Source organism: Ruegeria sp. AF8 (assembly GCF_056541825.1).
The window spans coordinates 57379-82459 of record NZ_JBQFYW010000005.1; the positions used below are offsets into that span (position 1 = coordinate 57379).

23 protein-coding genes are annotated in these 25081 nt (G+C 61.8%); 11 read left to right on the top strand and 12 right to left on the bottom strand.

Going from position 1 to position 25081, the window contains the following annotated elements:
• The first annotated feature begins 66 nt into the window (after positions 1 to 66).
• From rsmI to gshB, 3 genes are all read left to right on the top strand, one after another.
• Positions 67 to 924, top strand: a complete 858-nt coding sequence (gene rsmI / locus ACR0AO_RS10905; protein WP_480603301.1) for a 16S rRNA (cytidine(1402)-2'-O)-methyltransferase — start codon at positions 67 to 69, stop codon at positions 922 to 924.
• Position 925: 1 nt separating this feature from the next.
• Entirely contained in the window at positions 926 to 1297 is a 372-nt protein-coding gene (locus ACR0AO_RS10910; protein WP_480603302.1) for a YraN family protein, read from the top strand.
• A gap of 61 nt (positions 1298 to 1358) precedes the next feature.
• Entirely contained in the window at positions 1359 to 2291 is a 933-nt protein-coding gene (gene gshB, locus ACR0AO_RS10915) for a glutathione synthase (RefSeq protein ID WP_480603304.1), read from the top strand.
• On the opposite strand, the gene ACR0AO_RS10920 is transcribed toward gshB, so the two are convergent.
• The 4 genes from ACR0AO_RS10920 to cobU form a co-directional block, all read right to left on the bottom strand.
• Positions 2288 to 3802, bottom strand: a complete 1515-nt coding sequence (locus ACR0AO_RS10920) for a YifB family Mg chelatase-like AAA ATPase (RefSeq protein ID WP_480603307.1) — start codon at positions 3800 to 3802, stop codon at positions 2288 to 2290. The genes gshB and ACR0AO_RS10920 overlap by 4 nt on opposite strands.
• A 72-nt stretch (positions 3803 to 3874) precedes the next feature.
• Positions 3875 to 4747, bottom strand: a complete 873-nt coding sequence (locus ACR0AO_RS10925) for a glutathione S-transferase (RefSeq protein WP_480603309.1) — start codon at positions 4745 to 4747, stop codon at positions 3875 to 3877.
• 58 nt (positions 4748 to 4805) lie between these two features.
• Complete coding sequence (locus tag ACR0AO_RS10930) at positions 4806 to 5384, bottom strand: histidine phosphatase family protein (RefSeq protein ID WP_480603312.1); 579 nt, start codon at positions 5382 to 5384, stop codon at positions 4806 to 4808.
• Positions 5381 to 5902: a bifunctional adenosylcobinamide kinase/adenosylcobinamide-phosphate guanylyltransferase gene (gene cobU / locus ACR0AO_RS10935; protein WP_480603314.1), complete on the bottom strand. Its 522-nt coding sequence runs from the start codon at positions 5900 to 5902 to the stop codon at positions 5381 to 5383. The genes ACR0AO_RS10930 and cobU overlap by 4 nt, the downstream gene beginning before the upstream one ends.
• Before the next feature lie 100 nt (positions 5903 to 6002).
• Here cobU and ACR0AO_RS10940 point away from each other — a divergent pair, with 100 nt between their 5' ends.
• The 5 genes from ACR0AO_RS10940 (at position 6003) to ACR0AO_RS10960 (ending at position 10538) form a co-directional block, all read left to right on the top strand.
• Positions 6003 to 6881: an RNA polymerase factor sigma-32 gene (locus tag ACR0AO_RS10940; protein ID WP_480603315.1), complete on the top strand. Its 879-nt coding sequence runs from the start codon at positions 6003 to 6005 to the stop codon at positions 6879 to 6881.
• Positions 6878 to 7708, top strand: a complete 831-nt coding sequence (locus ACR0AO_RS10945) for a ChaN family lipoprotein (RefSeq protein ID WP_480603318.1) — start codon at positions 6878 to 6880, stop codon at positions 7706 to 7708. The genes ACR0AO_RS10940 and ACR0AO_RS10945 overlap by 4 nt, the downstream gene beginning before the upstream one ends.
• 80 nt (positions 7709 to 7788) lie before the next feature.
• On the top strand, positions 7789 to 8985 hold the full coding sequence (coaBC, locus tag ACR0AO_RS10950; protein ID WP_480603320.1) for a bifunctional phosphopantothenoylcysteine decarboxylase/phosphopantothenate--cysteine ligase CoaBC: 1197 nt from the start codon (positions 7789 to 7791) through the stop codon (positions 8983 to 8985).
• A 51-nt stretch (positions 8986 to 9036) separates the two neighbouring features.
• Entirely contained in the window at positions 9037 to 9492 is a 456-nt protein-coding gene (gene dut / locus ACR0AO_RS10955) for a dUTP diphosphatase (protein WP_480603663.1), read from the top strand.
• Complete coding sequence (locus ACR0AO_RS10960; RefSeq protein ID WP_480603322.1) at positions 9492 to 10538, top strand: HesA/MoeB/ThiF family protein; 1047 nt, start codon at positions 9492 to 9494, stop codon at positions 10536 to 10538. Before dut ends, ACR0AO_RS10960 begins: the two co-directional genes overlap by 1 nt.
• A 91-nt stretch (positions 10539 to 10629) precedes the next feature.
• Here the strand turns inward: ACR0AO_RS10960 and ACR0AO_RS10965 are convergent, their stop codons facing one another.
• Positions 10630 to 11841, bottom strand: coding sequence for a trans-sulfuration enzyme family protein (locus ACR0AO_RS10965; protein ID WP_480603325.1), 1212 nt, complete (start codon positions 11839 to 11841; stop codon positions 10630 to 10632).
• Positions 11842 to 11982: 141 nt separating this feature from the next.
• Between ACR0AO_RS10965 and ACR0AO_RS10970 the strand changes: the two genes are divergently transcribed.
• Positions 11983 to 13998 carry a M3 family metallopeptidase gene (locus tag ACR0AO_RS10970; protein WP_480603327.1) on the top strand — a complete coding sequence of 672 codons (2016 nt, stop codon included), beginning with the start codon at positions 11983 to 11985 and terminating at the stop codon, positions 13996 to 13998.
• A gap of 63 nt (positions 13999 to 14061) precedes the next feature.
• Here the strand turns inward: ACR0AO_RS10970 and ACR0AO_RS10975 are convergent, their stop codons facing one another.
• The 6 genes from ACR0AO_RS10975 to ACR0AO_RS11000 form a co-directional block, all read right to left on the bottom strand.
• Positions 14062 to 14994 carry a 2-hydroxyacid dehydrogenase gene (locus ACR0AO_RS10975; protein ID WP_480603329.1) on the bottom strand — a complete coding sequence of 311 codons (933 nt, stop codon included), beginning with the start codon at positions 14992 to 14994 and terminating at the stop codon, positions 14062 to 14064.
• 18 nt (positions 14995 to 15012) lie between these two features.
• Positions 15013 to 16152: a rod shape-determining protein RodA gene (gene rodA, locus ACR0AO_RS10980; protein WP_480603331.1), complete on the bottom strand. Its 1140-nt coding sequence runs from the start codon at positions 16150 to 16152 to the stop codon at positions 15013 to 15015.
• The gene (gene mrdA / locus ACR0AO_RS10985; protein WP_480603333.1) at positions 16149 to 18095 is read right to left on the bottom strand and encodes a penicillin-binding protein 2; all 1947 of its coding nucleotides are present in this window, start codon (positions 18093 to 18095) and stop codon (positions 16149 to 16151) included. Before mrdA ends, rodA begins: the two co-directional genes overlap by 4 nt.
• Positions 18092 to 18631 (bottom strand): rod shape-determining protein MreD, encoded by a 540-nt coding sequence (locus ACR0AO_RS10990; RefSeq protein WP_480603334.1) that lies wholly within the window; start codon positions 18629 to 18631, stop codon positions 18092 to 18094. The genes mrdA and ACR0AO_RS10990 overlap by 4 nt, the downstream gene beginning before the upstream one ends.
• The gene (mreC, locus tag ACR0AO_RS10995; RefSeq protein ID WP_480603335.1) at positions 18624 to 19526 is read right to left on the bottom strand and encodes a rod shape-determining protein MreC; all 903 of its coding nucleotides are present in this window, start codon (positions 19524 to 19526) and stop codon (positions 18624 to 18626) included. Before mreC ends, ACR0AO_RS10990 begins: the two co-directional genes overlap by 8 nt.
• A 61-nt stretch (positions 19527 to 19587) precedes the next feature.
• Positions 19588 to 20634 (bottom strand): rod shape-determining protein, encoded by a 1047-nt coding sequence (locus tag ACR0AO_RS11000; protein ID WP_480603338.1) that lies wholly within the window; start codon positions 20632 to 20634, stop codon positions 19588 to 19590.
• Positions 20635 to 20789: 155 nt separating this feature from the next.
• Between ACR0AO_RS11000 and rlmJ the strand changes: the two genes are divergently transcribed.
• Positions 20790 to 21575, top strand: a complete 786-nt coding sequence (gene rlmJ, locus ACR0AO_RS11005; RefSeq protein ID WP_480603340.1) for a 23S rRNA (adenine(2030)-N(6))-methyltransferase RlmJ — start codon at positions 20790 to 20792, stop codon at positions 21573 to 21575.
• A 114-nt stretch (positions 21576 to 21689) separates the two neighbouring features.
• The gene (locus ACR0AO_RS11010) at positions 21690 to 23432 is read left to right on the top strand and encodes an adenylate/guanylate cyclase domain-containing protein (protein WP_480603342.1); all 1743 of its coding nucleotides are present in this window, start codon (positions 21690 to 21692) and stop codon (positions 23430 to 23432) included.
• A gap of 51 nt (positions 23433 to 23483) precedes the next feature.
• Here ACR0AO_RS11010 and ACR0AO_RS11015 read toward each other — a convergent pair whose 3' ends face one another.
• Positions 23484 to 25055 carry a 2-isopropylmalate synthase gene (locus ACR0AO_RS11015; protein WP_480603344.1) on the bottom strand — a complete coding sequence of 524 codons (1572 nt, stop codon included), beginning with the start codon at positions 25053 to 25055 and terminating at the stop codon, positions 23484 to 23486.
• Positions 25056 to 25081 lie beyond the last annotated feature (26 nt).

The following is a 25081-nucleotide window of genomic DNA, read 5'->3' on the forward strand; positions in this document are numbered from 1 at the left end:
TGGCGGTCTGAGGTGCCGCCTTGTGTCGAGCCGCGATAATAAACGTCACGCAGAAGGGGTCCAGCGTTGAATTTCCAAAAGACCAGATTGTCGCCCGGCCTGTACTTTGTCGCAACGCCGATCGGTACTGCCCGCGATATCACGCTCCGGGCGCTGGACGTTCTGGCCTCGGCGGATGTGGTTGCAGCAGAAGATACCCGCAGTCTGCGCCGGTTGATGGAGATACATGGCGTCCCACTGGAGGGGCGGCGGATTCTGGCTTATCACGATCACAGCGGGACGGCGGCACGGGAAAAACTGCTGGAGGCATTGTCCGAAGGCGCGTCCGTCGCCTATGCCTCCGAGGCGGGAATGCCGCTGATTGCCGATCCGGGATACGATCTGGGGCGGCGGGCGACAGAGGCCGGGCATATGGTTACCTGCGCGCCCGGTGCTTCGGCGGCCTTGACCGCGCTTACGTTGGCGGGGCTGCCGACGGACGCTTTCTTTTTCGCAGGCTTTCTGCCCAACGCATCCGGGGCGCGGCGGACGCGCCTTGAGGCGTTGCGCGAAATACCCGGAACGCTGGTCATCTACGAATCCCCCAAGCGGATCGCGGCGAGCCTGTCGGACATGGCCGAGGCGCTGGGCGGCGACCGGTCGGCGGCGCTGTGCCGGGAGTTAACCAAGAAGTTCGAAGAGGTCCGGCGCGGATCGCTGAACGAGCTTGCCGAGGCGTATAAGGGGGTGCCCGTCAAGGGAGAGATCGTGGTGCTGATCGACCGCACGCGTTCACAAAGCGTTAGCGACTCGGATGTAGAAGAGGCCTTGCGGACCGCGCTGGAAACCCATTCGGTGCGGGATGCGGCGGATCTTGTGGCCAAGATGTATGACCTGCCGCGCCGCCCGATCTATCAAATGGCGTTGAAGCTGGGAAAAGGGTGATATGGGGAACAATTCGGCGCGCGGATCGACGGCTTATCATTCCGGTCTGGCCGCCGAAGACCGCATTGCGGCCGATTATCGGCAGCGGGGTTTTATCATCGCTCAAAGGCGCTGGCGCGGCACCAGCGGCGAGATCGACCTAATCGCGCGGAACGGGGAAGGCCTGGTTTTCATCGAAGTCAAGAAAAGCAGGAGTTTCGACCGCGCTGCCGAGGCTCTGAGTCGCAGGCAAATTCAGCGAATCGTGATCTCGGCCGAAGAATTTCTGGCAAGCGAGCCGGACGGACAACTTACCAACATCCGGTTCGATGTCGCCCTTGTCGATGCGGCGGGCACGTTTCAAATTCTCGAAAACGCGTTTGATTTGACCTGAACGCCATTGCGCCCCCCGGCCCGCTGCGCCATGTATCTGGCGTGAAATTGAGGGACGCGCCATGAAAATCGCCTTTCAGATGGACCCGATCGGGGCCGTGGACATCAACGCGGACAGCTCGTTTCGCCTGGCCGAGGAAGCGCAGGCGCGCGGGTATGAGCTTTTTTTCTATGGGCCGGACCATCTGGCCTATCAGGAGGGGCGGATCACCGCGCGCGGCCATGACATGACGGTGCAGCGGGTTGCGGACAACCCGGCGGTACTGGGCCCCGAGCGCGAGGTCGATCTGGGCGAATTCGATGTGGTCTGGCTGCGGCAGGACCCGCCATTCGACATGCACTATATCACCTCGACCCACTTGCTGGACCGGCTCAGGGGGCAGACACTGGTGGTGAACGATCCGTTCTGGGTCCGGAACTATCCCGAAAAACTGCTGGTTCTGGACTTTCCGGATCTGACACCTCCGACCACGATTGCGCGCGACCTCCAGACCATCAGGGCGTTCAAGGCCAGACATGGCGACATCATATTGAAACCGCTCTATGGAAATGGCGGGGCAGGCGTATTCCGGCTGGATGAGAATGATCGCAACCTGTCCTCGCTGCACGAGCTTTTCACCGGTTTCTCGCGTGAGCCGCTGATCGTGCAGAAATTCCTGCCGGATGTCCGCAATGGCGACAAGCGGGTGATTCTAGTCGATGGCGAGGCGGTCGGCGCGATCAACCGCGTCCCGGCCGAGGGCGAGACCCGGTCGAATATGCACGTGGGCGGCCGTCCGGAAAAGATCGGCCTTTCCGAGCGTGATCATGAGATTTGCGCGGCCATCGGACCGTTGCTCAGGGAAAAGGGGCAGATCTTTGTCGGCATCGACGTGATCGGGGATTACCTGACCGAGATCAACGTGACCTCACCCACCGGCATTCAGGAACTGGAACGCTTCAACGGCGTCAACATTGCCGAAAAGGTCTGGCAGGCCATCGAGGCCCGGGTCTAGGCCGTTACACGGGCGCTAATCCGAAAACTCAGAGCTTCGGCCACATGAGGGCGGCGTACATCGTCTGCGCCGTCCAGATCGGCGATGGTGCGCGCCACCCGCAGAATGCGGTGATAGGCGCGGGCCGAAAGACCAAAACGGTCGGCCGCCTTCAGCAACAAATCCTTGCCCTGGGCATCGGGCGTGGCGATCTGTTCCAGCGAATTGCCTTCCGCATCGGCATTCTGGCGGATCGACGGATGGTCGCGAAAGCGCTCCGCCTGTATTTCGCGGGCTGCTGCGACCCGCGCCGCAACGGTGGCGGAATTGTCGCCCGAGGGCGGCAGGTCAAGATCGGTGAATCCGACCGGGGGCACCTCCATTCGCAGATCGAACCGGTCCATCAGCGGGCCTGAAATTCGCCCCAGGTAATCGTCGCCGCAATTGGGCACGCGGGCGCAGGCGCGGCCGGGGTCGGTCAGATATCCGCATTTGCACGGGTTCGCCGCGGCCACCAGCATGAAACGGCAGGGATATTTCACATGTGCGTTGGCGCGGGCGATCATGACCTCACCGGTCTCGATCGGCTGGCGCAGGGTTTCCAATACGGTGCGCGGGAATTCGGGGAATTCATCCATGAACAACACGCCGTTGTGCGCCAGCGAAATCTCGCCCGGCTTCGCCCCCTTGCCGCCGCCCACGATGGCGGCCATCGAAGCGGTGTGATGCGGTTCGCGAAAGGGGCGCGTTCGGCTGATGCCGCCTTCGTCCAGCAAACCGCATAGCGATTGGATCATCGAGGTTTCCAATGCCTCCGGTGCGGTCAGGGGGGGCAGAATGCCGGGGATGCGCGCGGCCAGCATGGATTTACCCGATCCGGGCGTACCGATCATGATCAGGTGGTGCCGCCCGGCGGCGGCAATCTCGAGCGCGCGTTTGGCCCGTTCCTGACCTTTCACATCACGCAGGTCGCGCGAACAGGGCGACAGGTCGACCTCGCCCGGTTTGGCCTCGGGCAAAGGCGACTGGCCCGAGAAATGCCTGACAACCGCGCCCAGACTGTCCGCTCCGATCACCTGCGTCGCCCCGACCCATGCCGCCTCGGCGCTGGAGGTGCTGGGACAGAGCAGGATACGGTCATGCGCGGCGGCGGTCATGGCGGCGGGCAGAGCTCCGACGACCGGCATCAGCGCCCCGTCCAGTGACAGCTCACCCAGCGAGACCGCGCCTTCGACCGCGTCCAGCGGAATGATCTCCAGCGCCGCCAAAAGCGCCATGGCAATGGGCAGGTCGAAATGGCTGCCTTCTTTGGGCAGATCAGCAGGTGACAGGTTGATCGTTACCCGCTTGGACGGCAGCGCGATGGCCATCGAACTGAGCGCGCTGCGCACTCGATCGCGGGCCTCGGACACCGCCTTGTCCGGCAGGCCGACGATGGAGAACGCGGGAAGGCCCGGTGTGACGGCGCATTGCACCTCGACCGGGCGGGCCTCGACCCCTTGAAACGCGACGGTATGGGCGCGGGCGACCATTTTTCTCCTGCTCGTGGTTAACAGAAGATTGCTAAGCCCATTTGAGTTTAGGAAAGGTTAAGACATTGCCTTCTATTGCCCGATCATTTGCAGGAATTTGGGCCAGGCGCCCGGATCGGCCACGGTTTTGTCGCGGCAAAAACGGTTGCACATGCCCCAGTACTGCCCCTCGAATTCAAGAAAATCTGTTACGGGTTTGCCGGAATAGGGACAGGCCGAGTTGGCCGATGGGCCGTTTTCGACCGGCCTGGCTGACTGAATTGTGCCGATGGGCCACGGTTTCGTCGGCAGGTCCCTGGCATAGGGGAACGGATCATATTGAACCGTAAGCCCCATTGCCCGCCATTGCCGAACGGAAATATTCCCGAGCAATTCAAGGCAATATTCGCGACTGGTCTCTGAGACCGGCAAACCATACCCGATGATCCGGGCGGCGACGGGAGTATAGAATACATCAGCGAGCGAATAGGCGCCAAACAGGGGTCCGGTTTCCGCACCGGACGCCGCGCGGGCGTGCTCCCAAAGGGTCTGAATCCGGTCCAGATCCACAAGGGTTTCGGAGGATGGGGAAAAGCCAACGTAACAATGCTTCAACTGCATCGGGCATTCCCCGCGCAGGGCGTGAAACCCGGCCGACATTTCGGCGCAAAGCCACCGGGCCGCGGCGCGCAGCGCCGGGTCTGATGGCCAAAGCCCGGCATCCGGATGGTGCTCGGCCAATGTCTCGGCAATGGCCAGGCTTTCACCGACCACGGTTCCGTCCGGCATGCGAAGTGCCGGAACAAGCCGGGCCGGGGCCAGAGGCTCCATATCCGCGGCCATCGTGCCGGAATAGAGGCCCACCATATTCGAGCGGAAGGGGATGCCGAATTTCTCGAGCATCAGCCATCCACGCAGCGACCAACTGGAAAACAGGCGATCACCGATGAAAAGATCATAGGTCATGCGCCAAGGTTATTCGCGGATCCGGTGATCAGAAAATGCTCATTTGTTGGCGATGCCATCACGGCTGATGATTGATCCGTTCCACGGCCCATGCGTTTTCCAGCCGGATAATCTCGGTAACGGACAGGTTGTCGATCCTGTGGCTGAACGCCGCTTCGGCGTCTAAGCCCAATGCGCGCTGCACCTGACTGAGGATGACCCCGAAATGGGCGACCACGATCAGATCCCGGCCGTGATGGCCGGAAATCAGGGCATCGATGGCGCGATCCACACGGGCGCGAACCTGGTTCCAGCTTTCGCCCTGCGGTGGGCGGACCTTTCCGGGGTTGTCCCAATAGGCACGGGCCAGGTGCGGGTCTTCGGCTTCGATCTCGGCATAAGTGCGCAACTCCCAAGTGCCGAAATTGATTTCCCGCAGGTCGGCGAGATGCGGCAGGCGCGTTCGAACGCCCTGGATGGCGGTTGCGGTGTCGGCGGCGCGGGAAAGATCCGAGGAGATGACCAGCGCATCCTGCGGCAGATGCGCCTCCAGACGCGCAATGGCCGCGTGATCGCTCAGATCGGCGGCCAGATCGGACCAGCCGACCATGGTTTTGGCGTGGGTGGGGCCATGGCGGACGAAGTGGAGTCGGGTCACGGCATTTGCCCTTTCAGAACCAATGGCAGACCGGCAGTGACCTGAACCACCAGATCGGCTTGCGCGGCCAAAGCGATATTCAGCCGCCCCTGCGCTTCGCGGAACTGTCGCGACAGCGCGTTGTCGGGGACGATCCCCTGTCCAACCTCGTTGCTGACGATGACCACTTGCGCCGCACAGTTGCGCAACGCCGCCAAAAGATCCACCACCGCCTGCTCCAGATCGCTCTCGGCAAGCAGGTGGTTTGTAAGCCACATCGTGGCGCAATCGATCAGGCAGATCTGATCCGAGTCGAGTTTGCAAAGGTGGGGCTCAAGCGCCAAAGGCGCCTCGATTGTGGTCCACCCATCGCCGCGTTGTGCAATATGTTGCTCAATTTTTAGGCGCATCTCGTCATCAAACACTTGTGATGTGGCGAAATAAACGCGAGATTTACTAGTGGAAACAACAAATTGCTCGGCAAATGCCGATTTTCCCGAGGCTGCGCCGCCAAGAATAAAGGTTAAACTGGGGTGCACTTTTATTACCTTTCTTAGTGATCCACCCGGTTTTGTCCTGCGTATCGACCGTATCAGCGCATTACAAGCCCGCCCCGAGCCTGCAATTTGGGAGAGATGCATGGCACTGGACCACCCGCAAGATCTGTCGATATCGCGACAGGCCATGAAGGCGGAATTGCTGGACGCCGAGACCGAATTGCGTCTGGCCTATGCCTGGCGCGATGATCGGGATGTCGAAGCGCTTCACCGTCTGATCAACGCCTACATGCGACTGGCGATTTCGATGGCGGCCAAGTTCAAGCGCTATGGCGCACCGATGAATGATCTCATTCAGGAGGCAGGGCTGGGATTGATGAAGGCCGCCGACAAGTTCGATCCCGACCGTGGCGTGCGGTTTTCGACCTATGCGGTCTGGTGGATCAAGGCCAGCATTCAGGACTATGTCATGCGCAACTGGTCGATGGTGCGCACCGGGTCGACGTCGTCGCAGAAATCCTTGTTTTTCAACATGCGCCGTGTGCAGGCGCGGCTGGAACGCGAAGCCGTGAATGACGGCGTGGCGCTGGACAAACATCAGCTGCACCAGATGATCGCGGCCGAGATTGGTGTGCCCCTGCGCGATGTCGAGATGATGGAGGGGCGGCTTTCGGGTTCGGACTTTTCCCTCAACGCGGTGCAATCCGCCGAAGACGAAGGACGGGAGTGGATCGACACGCTTGAGGATGACAGCGAACAAGCTGCAGAGGCAATTGAAAACAAGCATGACACCCGGCAGTTACGCGAATGGCTTTTGTCAGCGATGCAGGATCTGAACGAGCGCGAGCGGTTCATCGTGCGTGAACGCAAATTGAGAGAACCGGCGCGGACGCTGGAAAGCCTTGGACGCGAACTGAACCTGTCGAAGGAACGCGTGCGGCAATTGGAAGCCGCAGCCTTTGCCAAGATGCGCAAGAGCCTTGAAGCGCAATCGCGCGAGGTGCAACACTTCCTCGTATGAGACATATTGCGATTCTGGTCAGTGCCTGTGCGGCATTCCTGGCCGCTCCGTTCGGGGCGGCTTTGGCGTCTGATGCAATCCCGGCGGATGTGCTGGGACAAATGCAGCAGGCCGATATTGTTCTTCTCGGTGAAACCCATGACAACCGGCATCACCACCTGCGGCAGGCCGAGGCCGTTGCGGCAATCGAACCCGGGGCGATGGTCTGGGAGATGCTGACCGAAGAGGGCGCGGCACGGGTCACCGCACAGGCGGTGTCGGATCCGGAAAAGCTGGCCATAACATTGAAATGGGCCGAACTGGGCTGGCCGCCGCTGAGCATGTATCTGCCCGTCTTCAAGGCGTCGTCCGGCGCGCCGGTCTATGGCGGTCTGGTGCCGCGAGAGGCCGCTCAGGCCGCGATGAAAAGCAGTGCCGTAGCCGCAATGGGCGCGGATGCGGCGCGATATGGTCTCAACATTCCTTTGCCGGAAGAAGAACAGGCCGCGCGTGAGGCCGACCAACAGGCGGCGCATTGCGATGCGATGCCGCCCGAGATGCTGCCCAACCTCGTCGCCATTCAGCGTTTGCGGGATGCGGTTCTGACCCGCGCGATTTTGCGGGCGGTCGAGGAAACCGGCGGCCCGGTTGTGGTCATCACCGGCAACGGTCATGCCCGCAAGGACAGGGGCATTCCCACGTATCTGGAACGAATGGCGCCGGGTCTGCGCGTGTTCGCGCTGGGTCAGTCCGAAGACGGGGCGGTTGTAGGCACGTTTGATGCAGTGATCGACAGCCCCGCGGCAGAGCGAGACGACCCCTGCGAGGTTTTCCGGAAACAGGACTGAGCCCGCCGGGATTATCCACTGGCGCAAGGATGGGGTCTTGCCTAATGTCGGGGCCGTCCGGGTTGTGAGAGAGGCAGGAAATGCTGGCGTCGAAACGTATCTTGCTGATCATCGGGGGCGGGATTGCCGCCTACAAGTCGCTCGACCTGATCCGGCGGCTTCGCGAACGTGGCGCGTCGGTGGCATCGGTTCTGACGGCTGCGGGCGGCGAGTTCGTGACGCCGCTTGCAGTGTCGGCACTGGCCGGAGAAAAGGTCTACCGCGACCTGTTTGATCTGACGGACGAGGCCGAGATGGGGCATATCCAGCTGTCGCGCTCTGCCGACCTGGTGGTGGTCGCGCCTGCCACGGCCGATCTGATGGGCAAGATGGCGGCGGGTCTGGCGAACGATCTGGCCTCGACCCTGCTGTTGGCGACCGACACGCCGGTCTTGCTCGCTCCCGCGATGAACGTACGCATGTGGACCCATCCGGCGACACAGCGCAACCGGGCGCAACTTGCGGCCGATGGGGTTCGTTTTGCCGGACCGAACGAGGGCGACATGGCCTGTGGTGAGTTCGGTCCGGGGCGCATGGCGGAACCGATGGAGATCGTGGCGGCCATCGAACAGGTACTGTGCGACGGCCCGCTGAAGGGCAAGCGGGTACTGGTCACCTCGGGGCCGACACATGAGCCGATCGACCCCGTTCGTTATATCGCCAACCGGTCGTCGGGCGCACAAGGCGCGGCCGTTGCGCGGGCGCTTGCGGCGCTGGGCGCCGAGGTGGTTTTTGTCACCGGTCCCGCCGAAGTGCCGCCACCGGATGGGGTGCAAGTGGTACGGGTGCAGACGGCGCAGGAGATGTCGGATGCAGTGGACGCCGCCTTGCCGGTCGATGCCGGAATTTTTGCGGCGGCGGTGGCGGATTGGCGGGTGGCCAGCGCCTCGGATCGCAAGCTGAAGAAAAGTCGCGATGGACTGCCAGTGCTGGAATTCGCCGAAAACCCGGACATTCTGAGGCGTGTCTCTCGGATGGAAAACGGGCGGCCGGGGCTGGTCGTGGGATTTGCTGCCGAAACCGACAACGTGGTGGAACATGCCACGGCAAAGCGGGCGCGCAAGGGCTGTGACTGGATCGTGGCCAATGACGTCAGCCCTGAAACAGGGATCATGGGCGGGGCTGAAAACGCCGTTGTTCTGATCACCGGCGCTGGGTCCGAGGAATGGCCGCGCATGGCTAAGGAGGCCGTCGCCGCCCAATTGGCCCAACGGATCGCGGCGGCGCTGAAGGAATAAAGTCGCCTGTGGCGACCGAGTTGAGAACGAGAAGATTCAGGGGGCATGAAAATGGTGGCAATCCGCGTGATCCGGGAAGCGGGCGCTGATCCCGAAGTGGCGTTACCGTCTTACGAAACGGTGGGCGCGGCGGGGGCGGATGTGCGCGCCAATCTGCCGGACCGCGGTGTCGTTCGGCTAGAGCCGGGGCAGCGCGCGCTGGTTCCCACGGGGTTGAGAATAGAGATACCCGAAGGGTTCGAGGTGCAGGTGCGTCCGCGATCGGGACTTGCGCTCAAGCATGGTATCACGCTGCCCAATACGCCCGGAACCATCGACAGCGATTATCGCGGGCCGCTCGGTGTGATCGTACTGAATGCGGGGCAGGAACGGTTCGAGATATCCCATGGCGACAGGATTGCGCAACTGGTGGTGGCCCCGGTGCTGCAGGCGCGTTTCGAACTGACCGAAGCCCTTTCGGACACGTCGCGCGGCGCAGGCGGCTTTGGGTCGACGGGGCGCGGCTGATGCTTCTGGTTCTGGTCCTGGCCGCTGCTTTGTGGGGGCTTGGCTATGTGATGGGAGTGTCGCGGACGGCGCGCCTTGTCCCGGTCGGCATCCTTTTTGCCGGGGTCCTGTCGATACAGTTCCTTTTGCCCGATGGCCATGGTTTGCGCGAAGCAACCGGCAAATCGCCGGCCCTTTGGCTCATCCTTGGCGGGATGGTTGTTTTGGGTCTGGTCTATTCCCGCCTTTTGGCGGCATTGCGTGACAGGGCTGTCGCAGCCAAACCAGAGGAGAAACAGATGCAACCGGGCAAATTCTCGGATAGTGAGCTGGAACGCTATGCCCGCCACATCGTTCTGCGCGAACTGGGCGGGCCGGGTCAAAAGCGCCTGAAACAGGCGAGGGTTCTGGTGATCGGCGCCGGGGGTCTGGGTGCGCCCGCGCTGCAGTATCTGGCGGCGGCGGGGGTCGGAACCATTGGTGTCATCGACGATGACGAGGTCGAAAACGCCAACCTGCAGCGGCAGGTGATCCACCGCGATGCCGATATCGGCACGCCCAAGGTGTTTTCCGCGCAATCCGCGATGGTGGCGCAAAACCCCAATGTGGTCGTGCGCCCCTATCATCGCCGCCTGACCGAAGATATCGCGCAGGACCTGTTTGACGACTATGATCTCATCCTTGACGGCACGGACAATTTCGATACCCGCTATCTGGCAAACCGCACCGCGGTGGCGCTGGGCAAGCCTCTGATTTCTGGCGCATTGGCACAATGGGAAGGGCAGTTGAGCGTTTTCCATCCCGCGAAAACCGGCCCGTGTTATCAATGCATTTTCCCCGAAGCGCCGGCAGAGGGCCTTGCACCGTCCTGTGCCGAGGCCGGGGTGATCGGGCCATTGCCGGGTGTTGTCGGATCGATGATGGCGGTCGAGGCCGTCAAACTGATCACCGGGGCCGGAGCGCCGCTGATCGGTGAGATGCTGATCTATGACGCACTCTATGGCGAATCCCGCAAGATCACGCTTGGCAAACGCGCCGGTTGCCCGGTTTGCGGGCCGGGCCTCTGACGGGTGCAACCGCCGCGAGCCTAGGCGCGCGGCCCGGCCCAACGCCGCAGGGCGCATCCAGGATGCGCCCAAAGGGGCGGGAGCACCGCGTCTATCCCAGCGCACGGTCGAGGTCGGCGATCAGATCCCCGGCATCCTCCAACCCCACGGACAGGCGGAAAATCCCGTCTCCCGCATAGGCGCGGTAATCTTCCAGCTGCGCGCCGCTCAGGCGGAAAGAGGTTTCCATCAGCCCCGCTGTTTCCATCCAGAAAATTAGGGACCGGTGGTGACCCAGCGACACCGCATAGTGGATCACTTCCAACCGGTCGATCATTTGCTGCGCCACGCGTTGCCCGGTGGCGGCGTCACCGACCTGGAACGAGATCATGCCCGACATGTTGCCCATCTGGCGCGTGGCCAGATCGGCCTGTGGATGCGTCGGCAGACCGGGGTAAATCACTTTGGTTACCCGGGGGTCGGCATCCAGCCATTCCGCAACTGCAGTGGCTCCAGACTCGTGCGCCTTCATCCGCAAGGGAAGGGTCGAAGCCCCCCGCGCGATCAGCCACGCGTTGAAGGGGGACAGGATGCCGCCTTGGTGGATCGCGGCCTCGGCGCGCATGCGCCCGATCAGTTCTGCGGATCCTGTCACGGCGCCCCCGACCGCGTCCCCATGCCCGCCGATATATTTGGTGATCGAATGCATCACCAGATCCACGCCCAGCCCGACCGTGTCCATTCCAAGCGGAGAGGCGAACGTGGCGTCGCAACTCAGCAGCGCCCCCGCCGCACGGGCCAGTTTCGAAATCGCCGCCAGATCGGTGAGCCGCCCGATCGGATTGACCGGCGTTTCCGTGTGGATCAGCTTCGTATCGGGCCTGACGGCTGCGGCGACGGCATCCAGATCCGACATGTTCACCGCCGAGACTTCGATTCCCATTCGGGGCAGCGTATCGCGGGCCAGTTCGGCCACTCCGGCATAGGAGACATCCGAAACAATCAAGTGATCGCCCGCCGAGAGAAACGTAAAGAAAATGGCCGAGGCTGCGGCCATACCCGAAGCCAGACACAGGCAGGCCTCGGTTCCCTGAAGCGCCGCAATCTTGGTTTCCAGACCTGCCACCGTCGGATTGGCCCAGCGGGTATAAGCATATGGGCTATCCGGCGTCAGATCACGGGCGGAAAACCCCGAGATGTCATCGGACAGAAAGGTCGAACTCATATGGATGGGCGGGGCCGAGGCGTTGGTCGTCGGGTCGGGCGGGTCGCCTGCGTGAATGGCCGTGGTCATCGGCCCTGGTCGGTGGTTGGTCCTGATCATATCAATTCTCCCGTTTGGCCGAACCTGCGTTTGTTGGCCGGGGAACGCAAGTGGGCTTGAAACCTGGTGCGTCGTGATGCTTGCCTCGCCTCTGGACCAATCCGATGCGCCAACCTAGCTTGACCGGCAAAGGAGATTCGCATGACCAACCCGATCCTCGCCGACTGGCAAACCCCTTTTGGAATCGCCCCCTTCACCCAAATCGAAGATGATGATTTTGCGCCGGCGCTGGAGCAGGCGCTGAAGGCCCACAAGACCGAGATCGACGCGATCGCAACCCACCCCGAGGCGCCCAGCTTTGCCAACACGGTCGAGGCGCTGGAAGCTGCCGGAGAGATGCTGGACAAGGTGTTGGGCGTGTTCTTCACGGTTGCCGGGGCCGACAGCAACCCCAAACGGGAAGCGTTGCAGCGCGAGTTTTCGCCCAGATTGGCCGCGCATTATTCCGAGATTTCATCGAACAAGACGCTGTTTCGGCGACTGGCGGCGATCTGGCAGCAGCGGGATGGGCTGGACCTCACTGATGAGCAACAGCGGGTCCTGATGCTGACCCATCGCGGTTTTGTCCGGGCGGGCGCGGCGCTGGAGGGCGCGGATGATGCCCGGATGAAAGAGATCAAGTCGCGGCTTGCCGAACTGGGAACGGCTTTTACTCAGAATCTTCTTGCCGACGAACGGGACTGGTTCATGCCCCTGTCCGAAGCGGATCTGGAAGGCTTGCCCGAGTTTGTCATCAGTGCGGCGCGTGAGGCGGGAAAGGAAAAAGAGGCCGCCGGTCCTGTGGTCACCCTGTCGCGGTCCCTGATCGTGCCGTTCCTTCAATTCTCACCCCGGCGCGATCTGCGCGAGACGGCCTATCGCGCCTGGGCGGCACGCGGTGCCAATGGCGGGCAAACCGACAACCGGGCCATCGCCACCGAAATTCTGCGGTTGCGCGAGGAACGCGCCGGGTTGCTGGGCTATGACAATTTTGCCGCCTACAAGCTGGAAACCGAAATGGCGCGCACGCCCGCGCGCGTTCACGAGTTGCTGATGCAGGTTTGGCTGCCTGCCAGAGAACGGGCCGAGACGGATGCCGAGGTGTTGACCGGCATGATGCAGACTGATGGGATCAATGGCGCGCTGGAGCCGTGGGACTGGCGTTATTATGCGGAAAAACGGCGCAAGGCCGAGCATGATTTGGACGAGGCGGCGCTCAAGCCCTATCTGCAACTCGACCGCCTGATCGAAGCCGCCTTCGCTTGTTCCAACCGCCTGTTCGGGCTCGAGTTTCGTCCGCTTGACGTGCCGCTGTATCATCCCGACTGCCGCGCCTGGGACGTGACACGCGACGGGCGGCATGTCGCCGTCTTCATCGGGGATTACTTTGCACGCGGTTCGAAACGGTCGGGCGCGTGGTGCAGCGCGATGCGGCAACAGGCGAAGTTTCCCAGGGTGCAGACGCCTGTGGTTATCAATGTCTGCAATTTCGCCAAGGGCGAACCGGCGCTGTTGTCCTATGACGATGCGCGCACGTTGTTTCATGAATTTGGTCATGCGTTGCACCAGATGCTGTCGAATGTGACCTATGAAAGCATCTCGGGCACGTCCGTTGCGCGTGATTTCGTCGAACTCCCCAGCCAGCTTTACGAACATTGGCTTGAAGTGCCCGAGGTTCTGTCCGAATTCGCGCTCCATGCCGAAACCGGCGAACCGATGCCGCCGGAGATGCTGGAAAAGGTGCTGGGTGCCGCGAATTTCGATCAGGGCTTTCAGACCGTTGAGTATGTGGCCTCGGCACTGGTCGATCTGGCCTTTCACAATGGACCGGCACCAGCCGATCCGATGGCGAAACAGGCCGAAGTCCTGGCGGGTATCGGGATGCCTCATCCGATCGGCATGCGGCACGCCACGCCGCATTTCGCGCATGTCTTTGCAGGCGACGGATATAGCTCGGGCTACTACAGTTACATGTGGTCCGAAGTGATGGATGCAGATGCCTTCGCGGCCTTCGAAGAAGCCGGTAGCGCATTCGATCCTGAGCGGGCAAGGGCGCTGGAAAAGAACATTCTGTCGACCGGTGGCTCGAAAGAGGCCGAGGATCTCTATCTCGCCTTCCGTGGGCGCTTGCCGGGGGTCGATGCGTTGCTCAAAGGGCGGGGGCTGATTGCAGCCTGAACGGATTGAGCCTTTGGGACAGTCTCGTGTGGCCTGGCCTTTTCGCGGGAAGAGCGGCGGGGCTCAGTACCCCGCCTTACGGTCAACCAGATGCAACAACGGTTCTCCGGTTTCGCCACGCCGAATGTTTTCGGCGATCACCTGTGCTGCTGTCACGGGGCGTGTTTCAGAGGCGATGTGAGGTGTTACCGTGACGTTGGGATGCGCCCAATAGGGGTGGTCCCCGGGCAGTGGCTCGGTTCGGAATACGTCAAGCGTCGCGTGCGCGATTTGGCCCGAGTCCAGTGCGGTCAAAAGGGCGTCGTCATCGATCAGCGGACCGCGGCCGGGATTGATGATCCGGGCGCCTTTGGGCATCCATGCCAGTGTTTCTGTGTTCAGCGTGTTTTCGGTGGCCGGGGTGTCGGGCAACAGCAAAACGGCGATCTCGGCAGTCGATAGCGCCCGGTTCAATCCGTCCTGTCCACTGAGGCAACGGATGCCGGGGATATCTCTGTCCGTGCGGCTCCAGCCGGAGACATCGAAATTCAGGGCCGCAAGCGCTCGCGCTGCCGCCTCGCCCAAAGCGCCGAGGCCCAGAATGGTGACGCTGCGATTCTTCGCCAGCGGCGGCACATCCTGCCGCCATTCCCCGTTCAGGCCGCGGATATGAGCGTCCATGCCAAGATGATAGCGCAGCACGTGGCCCACCACCCATTCCGTCATCCCCTGCGTCAGGCCATGGTCGACCATCCGTGCCAGCGGAACCGTCAGGGTCTCGTTCGTGACGATGCTTTCCACCCCGGCCCAAAGGCTCAGAACCGCCTTGAGGCGCGTCATCGGCGTGAAATCCCGCAACCCGCCATTGGGGGCGTAGACGACATAGTCGACTTCGGCCGGTTCGAAATCCGTAGCCAATTTGAAATCCAGTCCGGATTCAGTCAGGTATCGGCGCAGCAGCGGTTCATAGACCGGCCAAATAGCGGCGCGCGCGGAAAAAAGCACATTGATCGTCATGGTCGGGTCTTTCAGATGCTAGCGGGGGTTATGGATGTGAGCGCTTTGCACGATGCCGAAAGCGGCCATCAGAACCAGCATTGCCGAGCCGCCGTAGCTGACCATTGGCAGCGGAACGCCGACGACCGGCGCCAGCCCCATGACCATCGACATGTTGACCGCGAAGAACAGGAAGAAATTCAGCGAGATGCCAAGCGTGACAAGCGACGAGAACCGGTCTTTTGTCTTCAGCGCGGTGACAAGGCAGAAAACAAGGATCAGTGAATAGAGAGACAACAGCGAAAAGCCCCCTACGAACCCGAACTCTTCGGCCAGGGTGGTGAAGATGAAATCAGTGTGCTTTTCGGGCAGAAAGTTCAGCCGCGACTGGGTGCCCTGCATGAATCCCCGCCCGTTCCAGCCGCCCGAGCCCAGCGCGATCTTGGATTGGGTAATGTGATAGCCCGCGCCAAGCGGATCGGTGGAGGGATCCAGAAACGTGTCGATGCGGCGGAACTGATAATCCTTGAGCAACTGCCAGTCGGTGCCCCGGCTTTTGAACACGGTGGTGAGCAATCCGACACCCGCCGCGATGACCGCCGCGAAATACGCCCAGTGGACCCCTGCCAGAAACATCAGCCCGCCACCCGCCGCCAGCAGCAGGATCGATGTGCCCAGGTCGGGCTGCTTGAGAACCAGCGCCGTCGGCAACAGGATAAGAAGCACTGGCAAAAACACCCAAAGCGGGCGCGAGATCTTGTGCTCCGGCAGCCAGTCGTAATAGGCCGCCAGAACCATGACCAAAGTGATCTTCATCAGCTCTGACGGTTGCAGACGCATGAAGCCCAGATCGATCCAGCGCTGCGCGCCCATGCCGACTGTGCCCATGACCTCGACCAGAACCAAAAGCCCAATCGATCCCAGATAGGCCAGCACGGACATGTTTCGCCAGAACCAGATCGGCACCATGGCGACCATGAACATGACCGCAAGCCCAAGGCCAAAGCGCTCGATCTGAGGTTTGGCCCAGGGGGTGAACGATCCACCCGCCACCGAGTAGAGCATCAGAAAACCGACACAGGCCACGCTGGCCAACAACAGGGCAAGCGGCCAGTTCAGGTACAGAAACTTGCGCAGGCCCGTTGGCGTGGATTTGACGGAATGTTCAAGATAGCTCATGCGCGATCCTTTTCGTCGGGCCGCGCCTTTGGTCGATGGTCGCGTTCAAGCCTTTGCTGCTGTTCCCTGATTCGTTCACGGTCCGCGACCGGGTAAGCCTCCAGCGGCGGTGTTCCCTGATACAATGCCTGCAACATGATGTCCCGCGCCACGGGGGCTGCGGCCTTGGAGCCGCCACCGCCATGCTCGACCACGACCGAAAGAGCGTATTTCGGATTGTCGAAGGGGGCAAAACAGACAAAAAGCGCGTGGTCGCGTCGTTCCCACGGCAGGTCTTCGTTTCGGATCACGCCGGCGGCGCGTTCGGCGGCGGTGATGTTGCGAACCTGGCTGGTGCCGGTTTTGCCCGCCATGCGAAAGGTGTCCTCGATGATCCGGCTGCGATACGCCGTGCCGCGCCGGTCGTTCGAGACCGCGAACATCGCGTTGCGCAACCGGCGAAGGTTGTTCTTGTTAACATCCAGTTCTTCACCCGCCCCCGATGGCTGCTCCATCCCGTCGATCGACTTGACAAGCCGCGGGGTAACCGCGCGGCCTGTGGCGATACGCGCCGACATCACCGCAAGCTGAAGCGGCGAGGCGAGCATAAAGCCCTGACCGATCGAAGAGTTCGCAGTGTCGCCAATCAGCCATTCCTCGCCGTGAATGCGAGATTTCCAGTCCTGATTGGGAGCAAGCCCTTCGGCCACGGCGGACATCGGGATATCGTGCTTGATCCCCAGTCCGAATTTGTTGGCCATCTCCGAGATCCGGTCGATCCCGACCCTCAGAGCCACGTCGTAGTAATAGACGTCACAGCTTTGCTTGAGCGAGTCGAGCAGGTTCATGTACCCGTGTCCACCGCGCTTCCAGCAGTGGAAACGCCGGCTGCCGACCTTGTGGAAGCCGGGGCAATACACCGTGTCTGCGGAACCAACAACGCCCGCCTCCAGCGCGGCCATTGCCGTGATCATCTTGAAGGTCGAGCCGGGCGGATAGGTGCCCTGAACGCTCTTGTTTGCCAGCGGTCGGTATTTGTCTTCGGTCAAGGCCCGGTAGTCGGCGACCGAAATTCCGCGAACGAACAGGTTCGGATCAAAACTGGGTGCTGAAGCGATGGCGCGCAGATCTCCGGTTTCGCAATCGATGACGACGGCGGCGGCGCTTTCGCCCGCCAGCCTGGCCTGAGCGTATTGCTGCAGATCCGCGTCAACGGAAAGCTGCAGGTCGGACCCGGCCTGGCCTTCGCGCCGATCCAGTTCGCGCATGATGCGGCCGGTGGCATTCACCTCGACCCGTTTTGCGCCTGCCTTGCCGCGCAGGATATCCTCGCGTTTGGCTTCCAACCCGACTTTTCCAATCTGGAACCGGGGGATGCGTAGAACCGGTTCCGGGTCGGACATCTGGCTGAGATCATAGTCGCTGACCGGGCCGACATAGCCCACCACATGGGCGAAATCCTCGTAACGGGGATAGACCCGCGCCAGGCCGACCTCGGGCGTGATGCCGGGCAGGGCGGGCGCGTTGATGGCGACCTTCGAGATATCCTCCCACGTCACCTGATCGGCCAACGTCACCGGCAGGAACGGGGCCGAGCGGCGCATCTCGGCGCGGGCGCGTTCCAGTTCCTCTTCGCTGAGCGGAATGAGTTTGGACAGGCTCGCAAAGACCTGTTCCACATCTCCGGCATCCTCGCGCACGATGACGATGCGGTAGGACGGGGAATTCTGGCCGATGATCTGACCGTTGCGGTCGAATATTTCGCCCCGGTTGGGTGGAATGAGGCGAATGTTGATGCGGTTTTCCTCGGCCAGAAGTCGGAACTGGTCTGCCTGCTCGACCTGCATGTACCGCATCCGCATGGTCAGTCCGCCGACGAACGCGGCCTGCAGGCCACCCAGGATCAGCGCCCGCCGCGAAAAGCGGCGATGGATGCGGCCAAGTTCTTTGGGATTTCGTTTCATGCGCGTCTTCCCAACGCTTCGCTCTCGGCTGCCGTGAGTCGCCTGATGCCGAGAACGGACTGGGTGACCCACACCACCAGCGGATAGACAACAATGGTCAAGACCAGTTGCAGCGCAACCAGCCAGATCGACACCAGATCGACCGCGGTCAGGCCAAGAACAAGCCGGTTGCCAATCGTCAGGGCCGTCAGCACCGTCGCCACGGTCATCCACTCGCCGACGAACCCCGCATCCCGGGTCGTGGCGGAAACCGATTGCAGGTATGCGCAGGCCATCACCATCAAAGCGGCCAGCAATCCCGGCGGGCGCTGCAACAGAAGATCCGCCAACAATACGACAAAGGCGACGCTGAGGACCGGCACATAGTCCGGGCGACGCAAAGTCCATGCAAAGGTCATCGCGATCAGCAGGTCGGGAGGCGCCCATCGCGAGGGCAAGGTGCTTAATGGCAGCAGGTGAAAGAACATGATGATGAGCGCCAAGCCGACATAAAGCAGGCGCATCATCCACAGGTGGGAGGGCGACAGCCTATCCATCGGCGGCCTCCTCGGGTCGCAGCGCGGCTGCGGGCCCATCCGGGGACACAATTCCGCCGGGGTCGGTGATCGGTTCGGCAGGATGAAAGCGCAGCACACGCAGGAATTCGAGGCGTTCAAAATCGGCGGACAGTCTCACCCGCAGGCGACCGCCCGGATCCTGGGCAACCTGTCCGATCAGCAAACCCGCGGGGAACACGCCGCCGTCACCCGATGAAATCACGCGATCCCCCGGACGCACCAGTTCGCGATTTTCCAGAAAGTCGATCGCGGGCGCGGCTGTGTTGTCGCCGGCCACCAAGGCCGTCTGGCCCGAGGGCTGAATGGTGGCCGGTATGGCGCTGGCCGCATCCGTCAGCAGGATCACCCGCGCGGTATCATCGCCGACCCCGGATATCCGCCCGACAAGCCCGATACCGTCCATTGCGGCCCAGCCGTCCACGATGCCGTCCCGCGCGCCCACGTTAAGCAGGACCGATTGCCGGAACGGGGAACCGCTATCTGCCATCACGACACCGGTCACATAGGTCAGGCGTGGATCGAGACGCACGTTGTTGAGGTCCAGCAGACGCGCGTTTTCCTGTTCCAGCTGCAGCGCCGCTTCTTTCCACGCCCGCATCTGCCGCAATTCGCTGCGCAACTCTCGGTTCTGCTCGCTCAGCCGATGATAGCTTTGAAAATCCCGGACAAGGTTGATCGCACCGGTCACCGGCACCATCGCCCAGTCCATCGACGGCACCACCTCGTCAACGACACGGGCACGGAACCGTTCGACGCGGGGGCTGTCGATCCGCCAGACCAGAAAGATTCCGAAAAGGCACAACAAAAATACCCCCAAAAGCAGGCGGCGCAGGGGGGCGGTAAAGTCGTCACGCTGTGATCGGTCCTTTGCCACAGGACTCCTTCCGGTGCATGTCGCGCCGCCGCATCGACCTTTGCGTCAGAGGGTGCGCGCCTCAGCTGTCGTAGTCAATCGCGTGGCGCAGTTGTTTTTCGTATTCCAGGGCCTTGCCGGTGCCCAAAGCCACGCAATTCAGGCTTTCATCGGCGATGGACACGGCCAGTCCGGTCTGTTCGCGCAGCGCCAGATCGAGATCGCCCAGCAAGGCGCCGCCGCCGGTCAGCATCACGCCACGGTCGACAATGTCGGCGGCCAGATCGGGCGGGGTGGTTTCCAGCGCGGTCATTACCGCTTCGCAGATCTGTTGCACCGGTTCCGACAACGCCTCGGCCACCTGGGCCTGACTGATCTCGATCTCCTTCGGAACCCCATTGAGCAGGTCACGGCCCCGGATCTGCATCGACTGGCCACGCCCGTCATCGGGCATGCGCGCCGTGCCGATCGTGGTCTTTATGCGTTCGGCCGTGCTTTCGCCCACCAGCAGGTTCTGCTGACGACGCAGATAGTTGATGATCGCCTCGTCCATCCGGTCGCCGCCAACGCGGACCGAACGGGCATAGACGATATCGCCCAGCGACAGAACCGCCACTTCGGTGGTACCGCCGCCGATGTCGACGACCATGTTGCCGGTCGGATCGGTGATCGGCATGCCCGCGCCGATGGCCGCGGCGATGGGTTCGGCGATCAGCCCGGCGCGTCGGGCGCCGGCAGACAGAACCGACTGGCGGATCGCACGTTTCTCCACCGGAGTCGCGCCATGGGGGACACAGACGATGATTTTCGGCTTGGAGAAGGTCGAGCGTTTATGCACTTTGCGGATAAAGTGCTTGATCATCTCTTCGGCGGTGTCGAAGTCGGCAATCACGCCCTCTCGCATCGGGCGGATCGCCTCGATCGAACCCGGGGTGCGACCCAGCATCAGCTTGGCATCCTCTCCCACGGCCAAAACCTTTTTTACCCCGTCCTTGACGTGATAGGCCACCACCGACGGCTCTGACAGGATCACGCCGCGACCTTTGACATAGACCAGCGTGTTCGCGGTCCCGAGGTCGATCGCCATGTCCGACGAGAACAGGCCGCCCAGATTACCTAAGATCCCCATGTATGTGACCCTGCTTGCCAGAATTTATTCTTCTTCCCACGACTCGACGGGTCAGGGACGGATGACTTATAGGGCGCGAAGCCGCCCGGTAAAAGGGCTGATTCCATGTAAATCAGCGCCTTTTCGCCTCTTTCGGAAGGACTTTAGAAGCAACGATGCTTTCGTATCAACACATTTACCATGCCGGCAATCTGGCGGATGTGCAAAAGCACGCGCTGTTGGCTGCGGCGCTGGACTATCTGACCCGCAAGGACAAGCCGTTGAGTTATATCGAAACCCATTCCGGCCGCGGGCTGTACCGGCTGGATGCGGCAGAGGCCATGCGCACGGGCGAGGCGGCGGCGGGGATCGGACGCGCCCGGCGCGAGGCATGGTTCGACGCGGATCATCCGCTGTCACGCGCGATTGATTCCGTGCGGGCGCAATTTGGTAGCGACAGCTATCCCGGCTCTCCACTGATCGCGGCCGGCTTGTTGCGGCCGCAGGATAGCCTGCATTTTGCGGAACTGCACCCGCAAGAGCACGCCGCGCTGGTTTCGGCGCTGAAGCCGTTCACCGCCAGGGCATACAAGCAGGACGGGTTCGAACTGGCCCAGTCCCTGCTGCCGCCCACGCCCCGGCGCGGTGCCATGCTGATCGATCCGAGTTATGAGGTGAAATCGGACTATGATCGCTTGCCCGGTCTCATCGCCAAGATGCACCGCGCATGGAATGTCGGGGTGATCGCGCTTTGGTACCCGATCCTGACCGATGCGCGGCACAAGCCCATGCTGCAGGCGCTTGAACGGCAGAACCTGCCCAAGGCGCTGCGGCACGAAGTGCGGTTCCCGCCGGTTCGCGACGGCCACCGGATGATCGGCTCGGGCATGTTTTTCGTGAATGCCCCTTTCGGTCTCGAAGTTGAGGTTGCACGGTTGAACCGGATCTTTGCGGGCCTGTGAAACGATCGCTTCCGCGACTATCGCCAAAGGACGAAACCTGCATAGGTTGCACAGTATCAAAAGGCTTGGAGAACCGCCCGTACCAAGCCTAGAATGCCCCGACGGAGGGGCGCGATGGATCGAAGGCTGGCAGCCGTATTGGCGGCGGATATGGTGGGGTACAGCCGGTTGATGGAGGCTGACGAGGCGGGAACTCTTGCCCGGCTGAGGACGCATCGCATCGAATTGATTGATCCGGCGATCAAAAAGAATCAGGGTAAGATCATCAAGACGACCGGAGACGGAATGCTGGTGGAGTTTGCCAGCGCACTCAACGCCGTCGCGTGCGCCGTCGAGGTACAAAGCCGGATGCTCCGCCGAAACTTCGACGTACCGGAAGATCAGCGGATTCAATTCCGGATCGGCATCAATCTGGGCGATATCATCTTTGAAGACGACGACATCTTTGGCAGTGGCGTCAATGTCGCCGCGCGGCTGGAACAGTCGGCGGGCGTGGGCGATGTGGTGATCTCGGGGGCCGTGCACGATCAGGTCAGGCAGCAGATGGATCTGGGCTTTGAAGACCTCGGGGAACTGACGCTCAAGAATATCACGCATTCGGTTCGCGCCTATCGTATCGAGCTGGATGGCCCCGGCGCGGTTGCCGCGCACGAAAACCGCGCGAAAGACGAAGATACCCGCGTTGTCAAACCCTCGATCGCGGTCCTGCCCTTTGCCAATATGAGCGGCGACCCCGAGCAGGAGTTTTTCGTGGACGGCCTGACCGAAGACCTGTTGACGGAACTCAGTCGCCGCCACGAGCTGTTCGTGATCTCGCGAAACTCCAGTTTCGTCTACAAGGGTCAGTCGGTGAACATCCCGGAAGTCGCCGGGAAACTGGGGGCGCAATACGTCGTCGAAGGCAGTGTACGCAAAGCCGGAAACCGGGTCAGGATCACCGTGCAGTTGATCGACAGCGTCAACGACGCCCATGTCTGGGCCGAGAAATACGATCGCGAGCTGGACGACATTTTCACGCTCCAGGACGAGATCACCGCCTCGGTGGTCGCAACCTTGCCGGGGCGGATCGAGGCCTCGAAAACGGATGATCTGGTGCGTAGGAAACCGTCGAGCCTGGCCGCTTATGAATGTGTTCTGGCGGCAAAGGTGCTGCATCACCGCAGCACACCCGAGGATAACGCCGAGGCGGTCCGACTGGTGGACCGGGCGATCGAACTCGACCCCGATTATGCCCACGCCCATGCCTGGCGCGGCTGTATACGTGGACAGGCCTGGGGTTACGGCTGGGATCCCGATTCCACCGCCGCGCTGGCAGATGCCGAGGCGTCGATCAAAAAGGCCGCGGCGCTGGACGACAACGACGCGGATGTGCACCGCCTGATGGCCGCGCTGGACATCGTGCGCAACAACCTGAACAAGGCGCGGTATCATCAGGAACGGGCGCTGTCGCTCAATCCGAATTACGATCTTGTCGTCGTGCAGATGGGGGAATTGCTGACGTGGATGGGCAAACCGGATGAAGGGGCTGAGTGGATCGAAAAGGCGATGCGTTTGAACCCGCATCATCCGCCCCGGTTCTGGAGCCACCTCGGCAAGGCCCATTTTTGCGGCCGCCGCTACGAAGAAGCGATCGACGATTTTCAGCGTCTGACCGATCTGGACATGACGCAGAACGCGTTTGTCGCGGCATGCCACGCATGGCTGGGGCACGAGGAACAAGCGAGGCGTCACGCCGATGCCGTGCGGGCGGCCAATCCCGATTTCCGGATCAGCGGGTTGTTGGATACGCTGCACTATACCCGCGACGAAGACATCCGGCATTTCCGGGAAGGTCTGGAAAAAGCCGGGCTGTCCTAAATCCCGAACACGGCTTGAAGGGCGGGCCTGATCAAGGCCCGCTCATGTTTTTCAGGTCAGGTCTTTGTAGCTGATCTCGCGCGCATCGGCGCCGGGGCCTGTTTTTTCCCGCCGTACAATCAGGCGGTTCAGCGCGTTGATATAGGCTTTGGCCGAAGCGACCACGGTGTCGGTGTTGGCGGACTGGCCGGTAGCGATCATTCCGTCCTCTCCCAGCCGGACCGATACGGTCGCCTGCGCGTCGGTGCCTTCGGTCACCGCATGAACCTGATAAAGTTGCAGATGTGCCTTGTTCGGATAAAGCATGCGGATGGCCCTGAACGTCGCGTCAACCGGGCCGTCCCCATGTTCGGTGGCGCTGGCATCCTTGCCGTCGATTTCCATCTCGACGGTGGCTTCCGCAGGGCCGCCGGTGCCACAGATCACCTTCATCGACACAAGTTGCAGATGATCTTTGGCGTCGCTGCCCGAATGCATCAGCGCAATGAGGTCGTCGTCGAACACTTCCTTTTTACGGTCGGCCAGTTCCTTGAACCGCACGAAAACATCCTTGAGCTGATTGTCTCCAACCTCGTAGCCGAGGGTGTTCAGCTTGTCCTTGAGCGCCGCGCGCCCCGAATGCTTGCCAAGCGGCAGGGACGTGCCCGACAGGCCGATATCCTCGGGGCGCATGATCTCAAAGTTTTCGCGGTTCTTCAGCATCCCGTCCTGATGGATGCCGCTTTCATGGGCAAAGGCATTCTTGCCGACGATGGCCTTGTTGAACTGCACGTTAAATCCCGACACGGTCGCCACCCGGCGCGAGATATGCATGATTTTGCTGGTGTCGATGCCGGTACGCCAGGGCATGATGTCGTTGCGGGTGCGCAGCGCCATCACCACCTCTTCCAGGGCAGTGTTGCCCGCGCGTTCTCCAAGACCGTTGATGGTGCATTCGATCTGACGCGCCCCCCCTGCAACGGCCGCCAGCGAGTTCGCAGTCGCCATGCCAAGGTCGTTGTGGCAGTGAGTGGCAAACACCACCTCATCCGCGCCCGGAACCGCTTCGATCAGGCGCTTGATCAGGTCGGCGGATTCCACCGGAGCGGTGTAGCCTACGGTGTCGGGAATGTTGATCGTGGTCGCGCCCGCCTTGATGGCGATCTCGATCACGCGGCACAGGTAGTCCCACTCGGTCCGGGTGGCATCCATCGGCGACCATTGCACGTTTTCGCAAAGGTTGCGCGCATGGCTGACGGTTTCATGGATCTTCTCGGCCATCTCGTCCATGGTCAGGTTCGGAATGGCGCGATGCAGCGGTGACGTGCCGATAAAGGTGTGGATGCGGTTTTTTTCGGCGTGCCTGATCGCCTCCCAGCAACGGTCGATATCGGCGAAATTGGCGCGGGCCAGACCGCAGATGCGGCTGTTTTTCGAGCGCTGGGCGATCTCGGTCACCGCCTTGAAGTCACCCTCGGAGGCGATGGGAAAGCCGGCCTCGATGATGTCGACGCCCATCTCGTCCAGCAGTTCGGCGATCTCAAGCTTTTCGTCATGGGTCATGGTCGCGCCGGGGCTTTGTTCGCCGTCGCGGAGCGTGGTGTCAAAGATCAAGACGCGGTCTTGGTCGGTCACGTTTGTCATGGGGGTCACTTTCTTGTCTGTCCTAA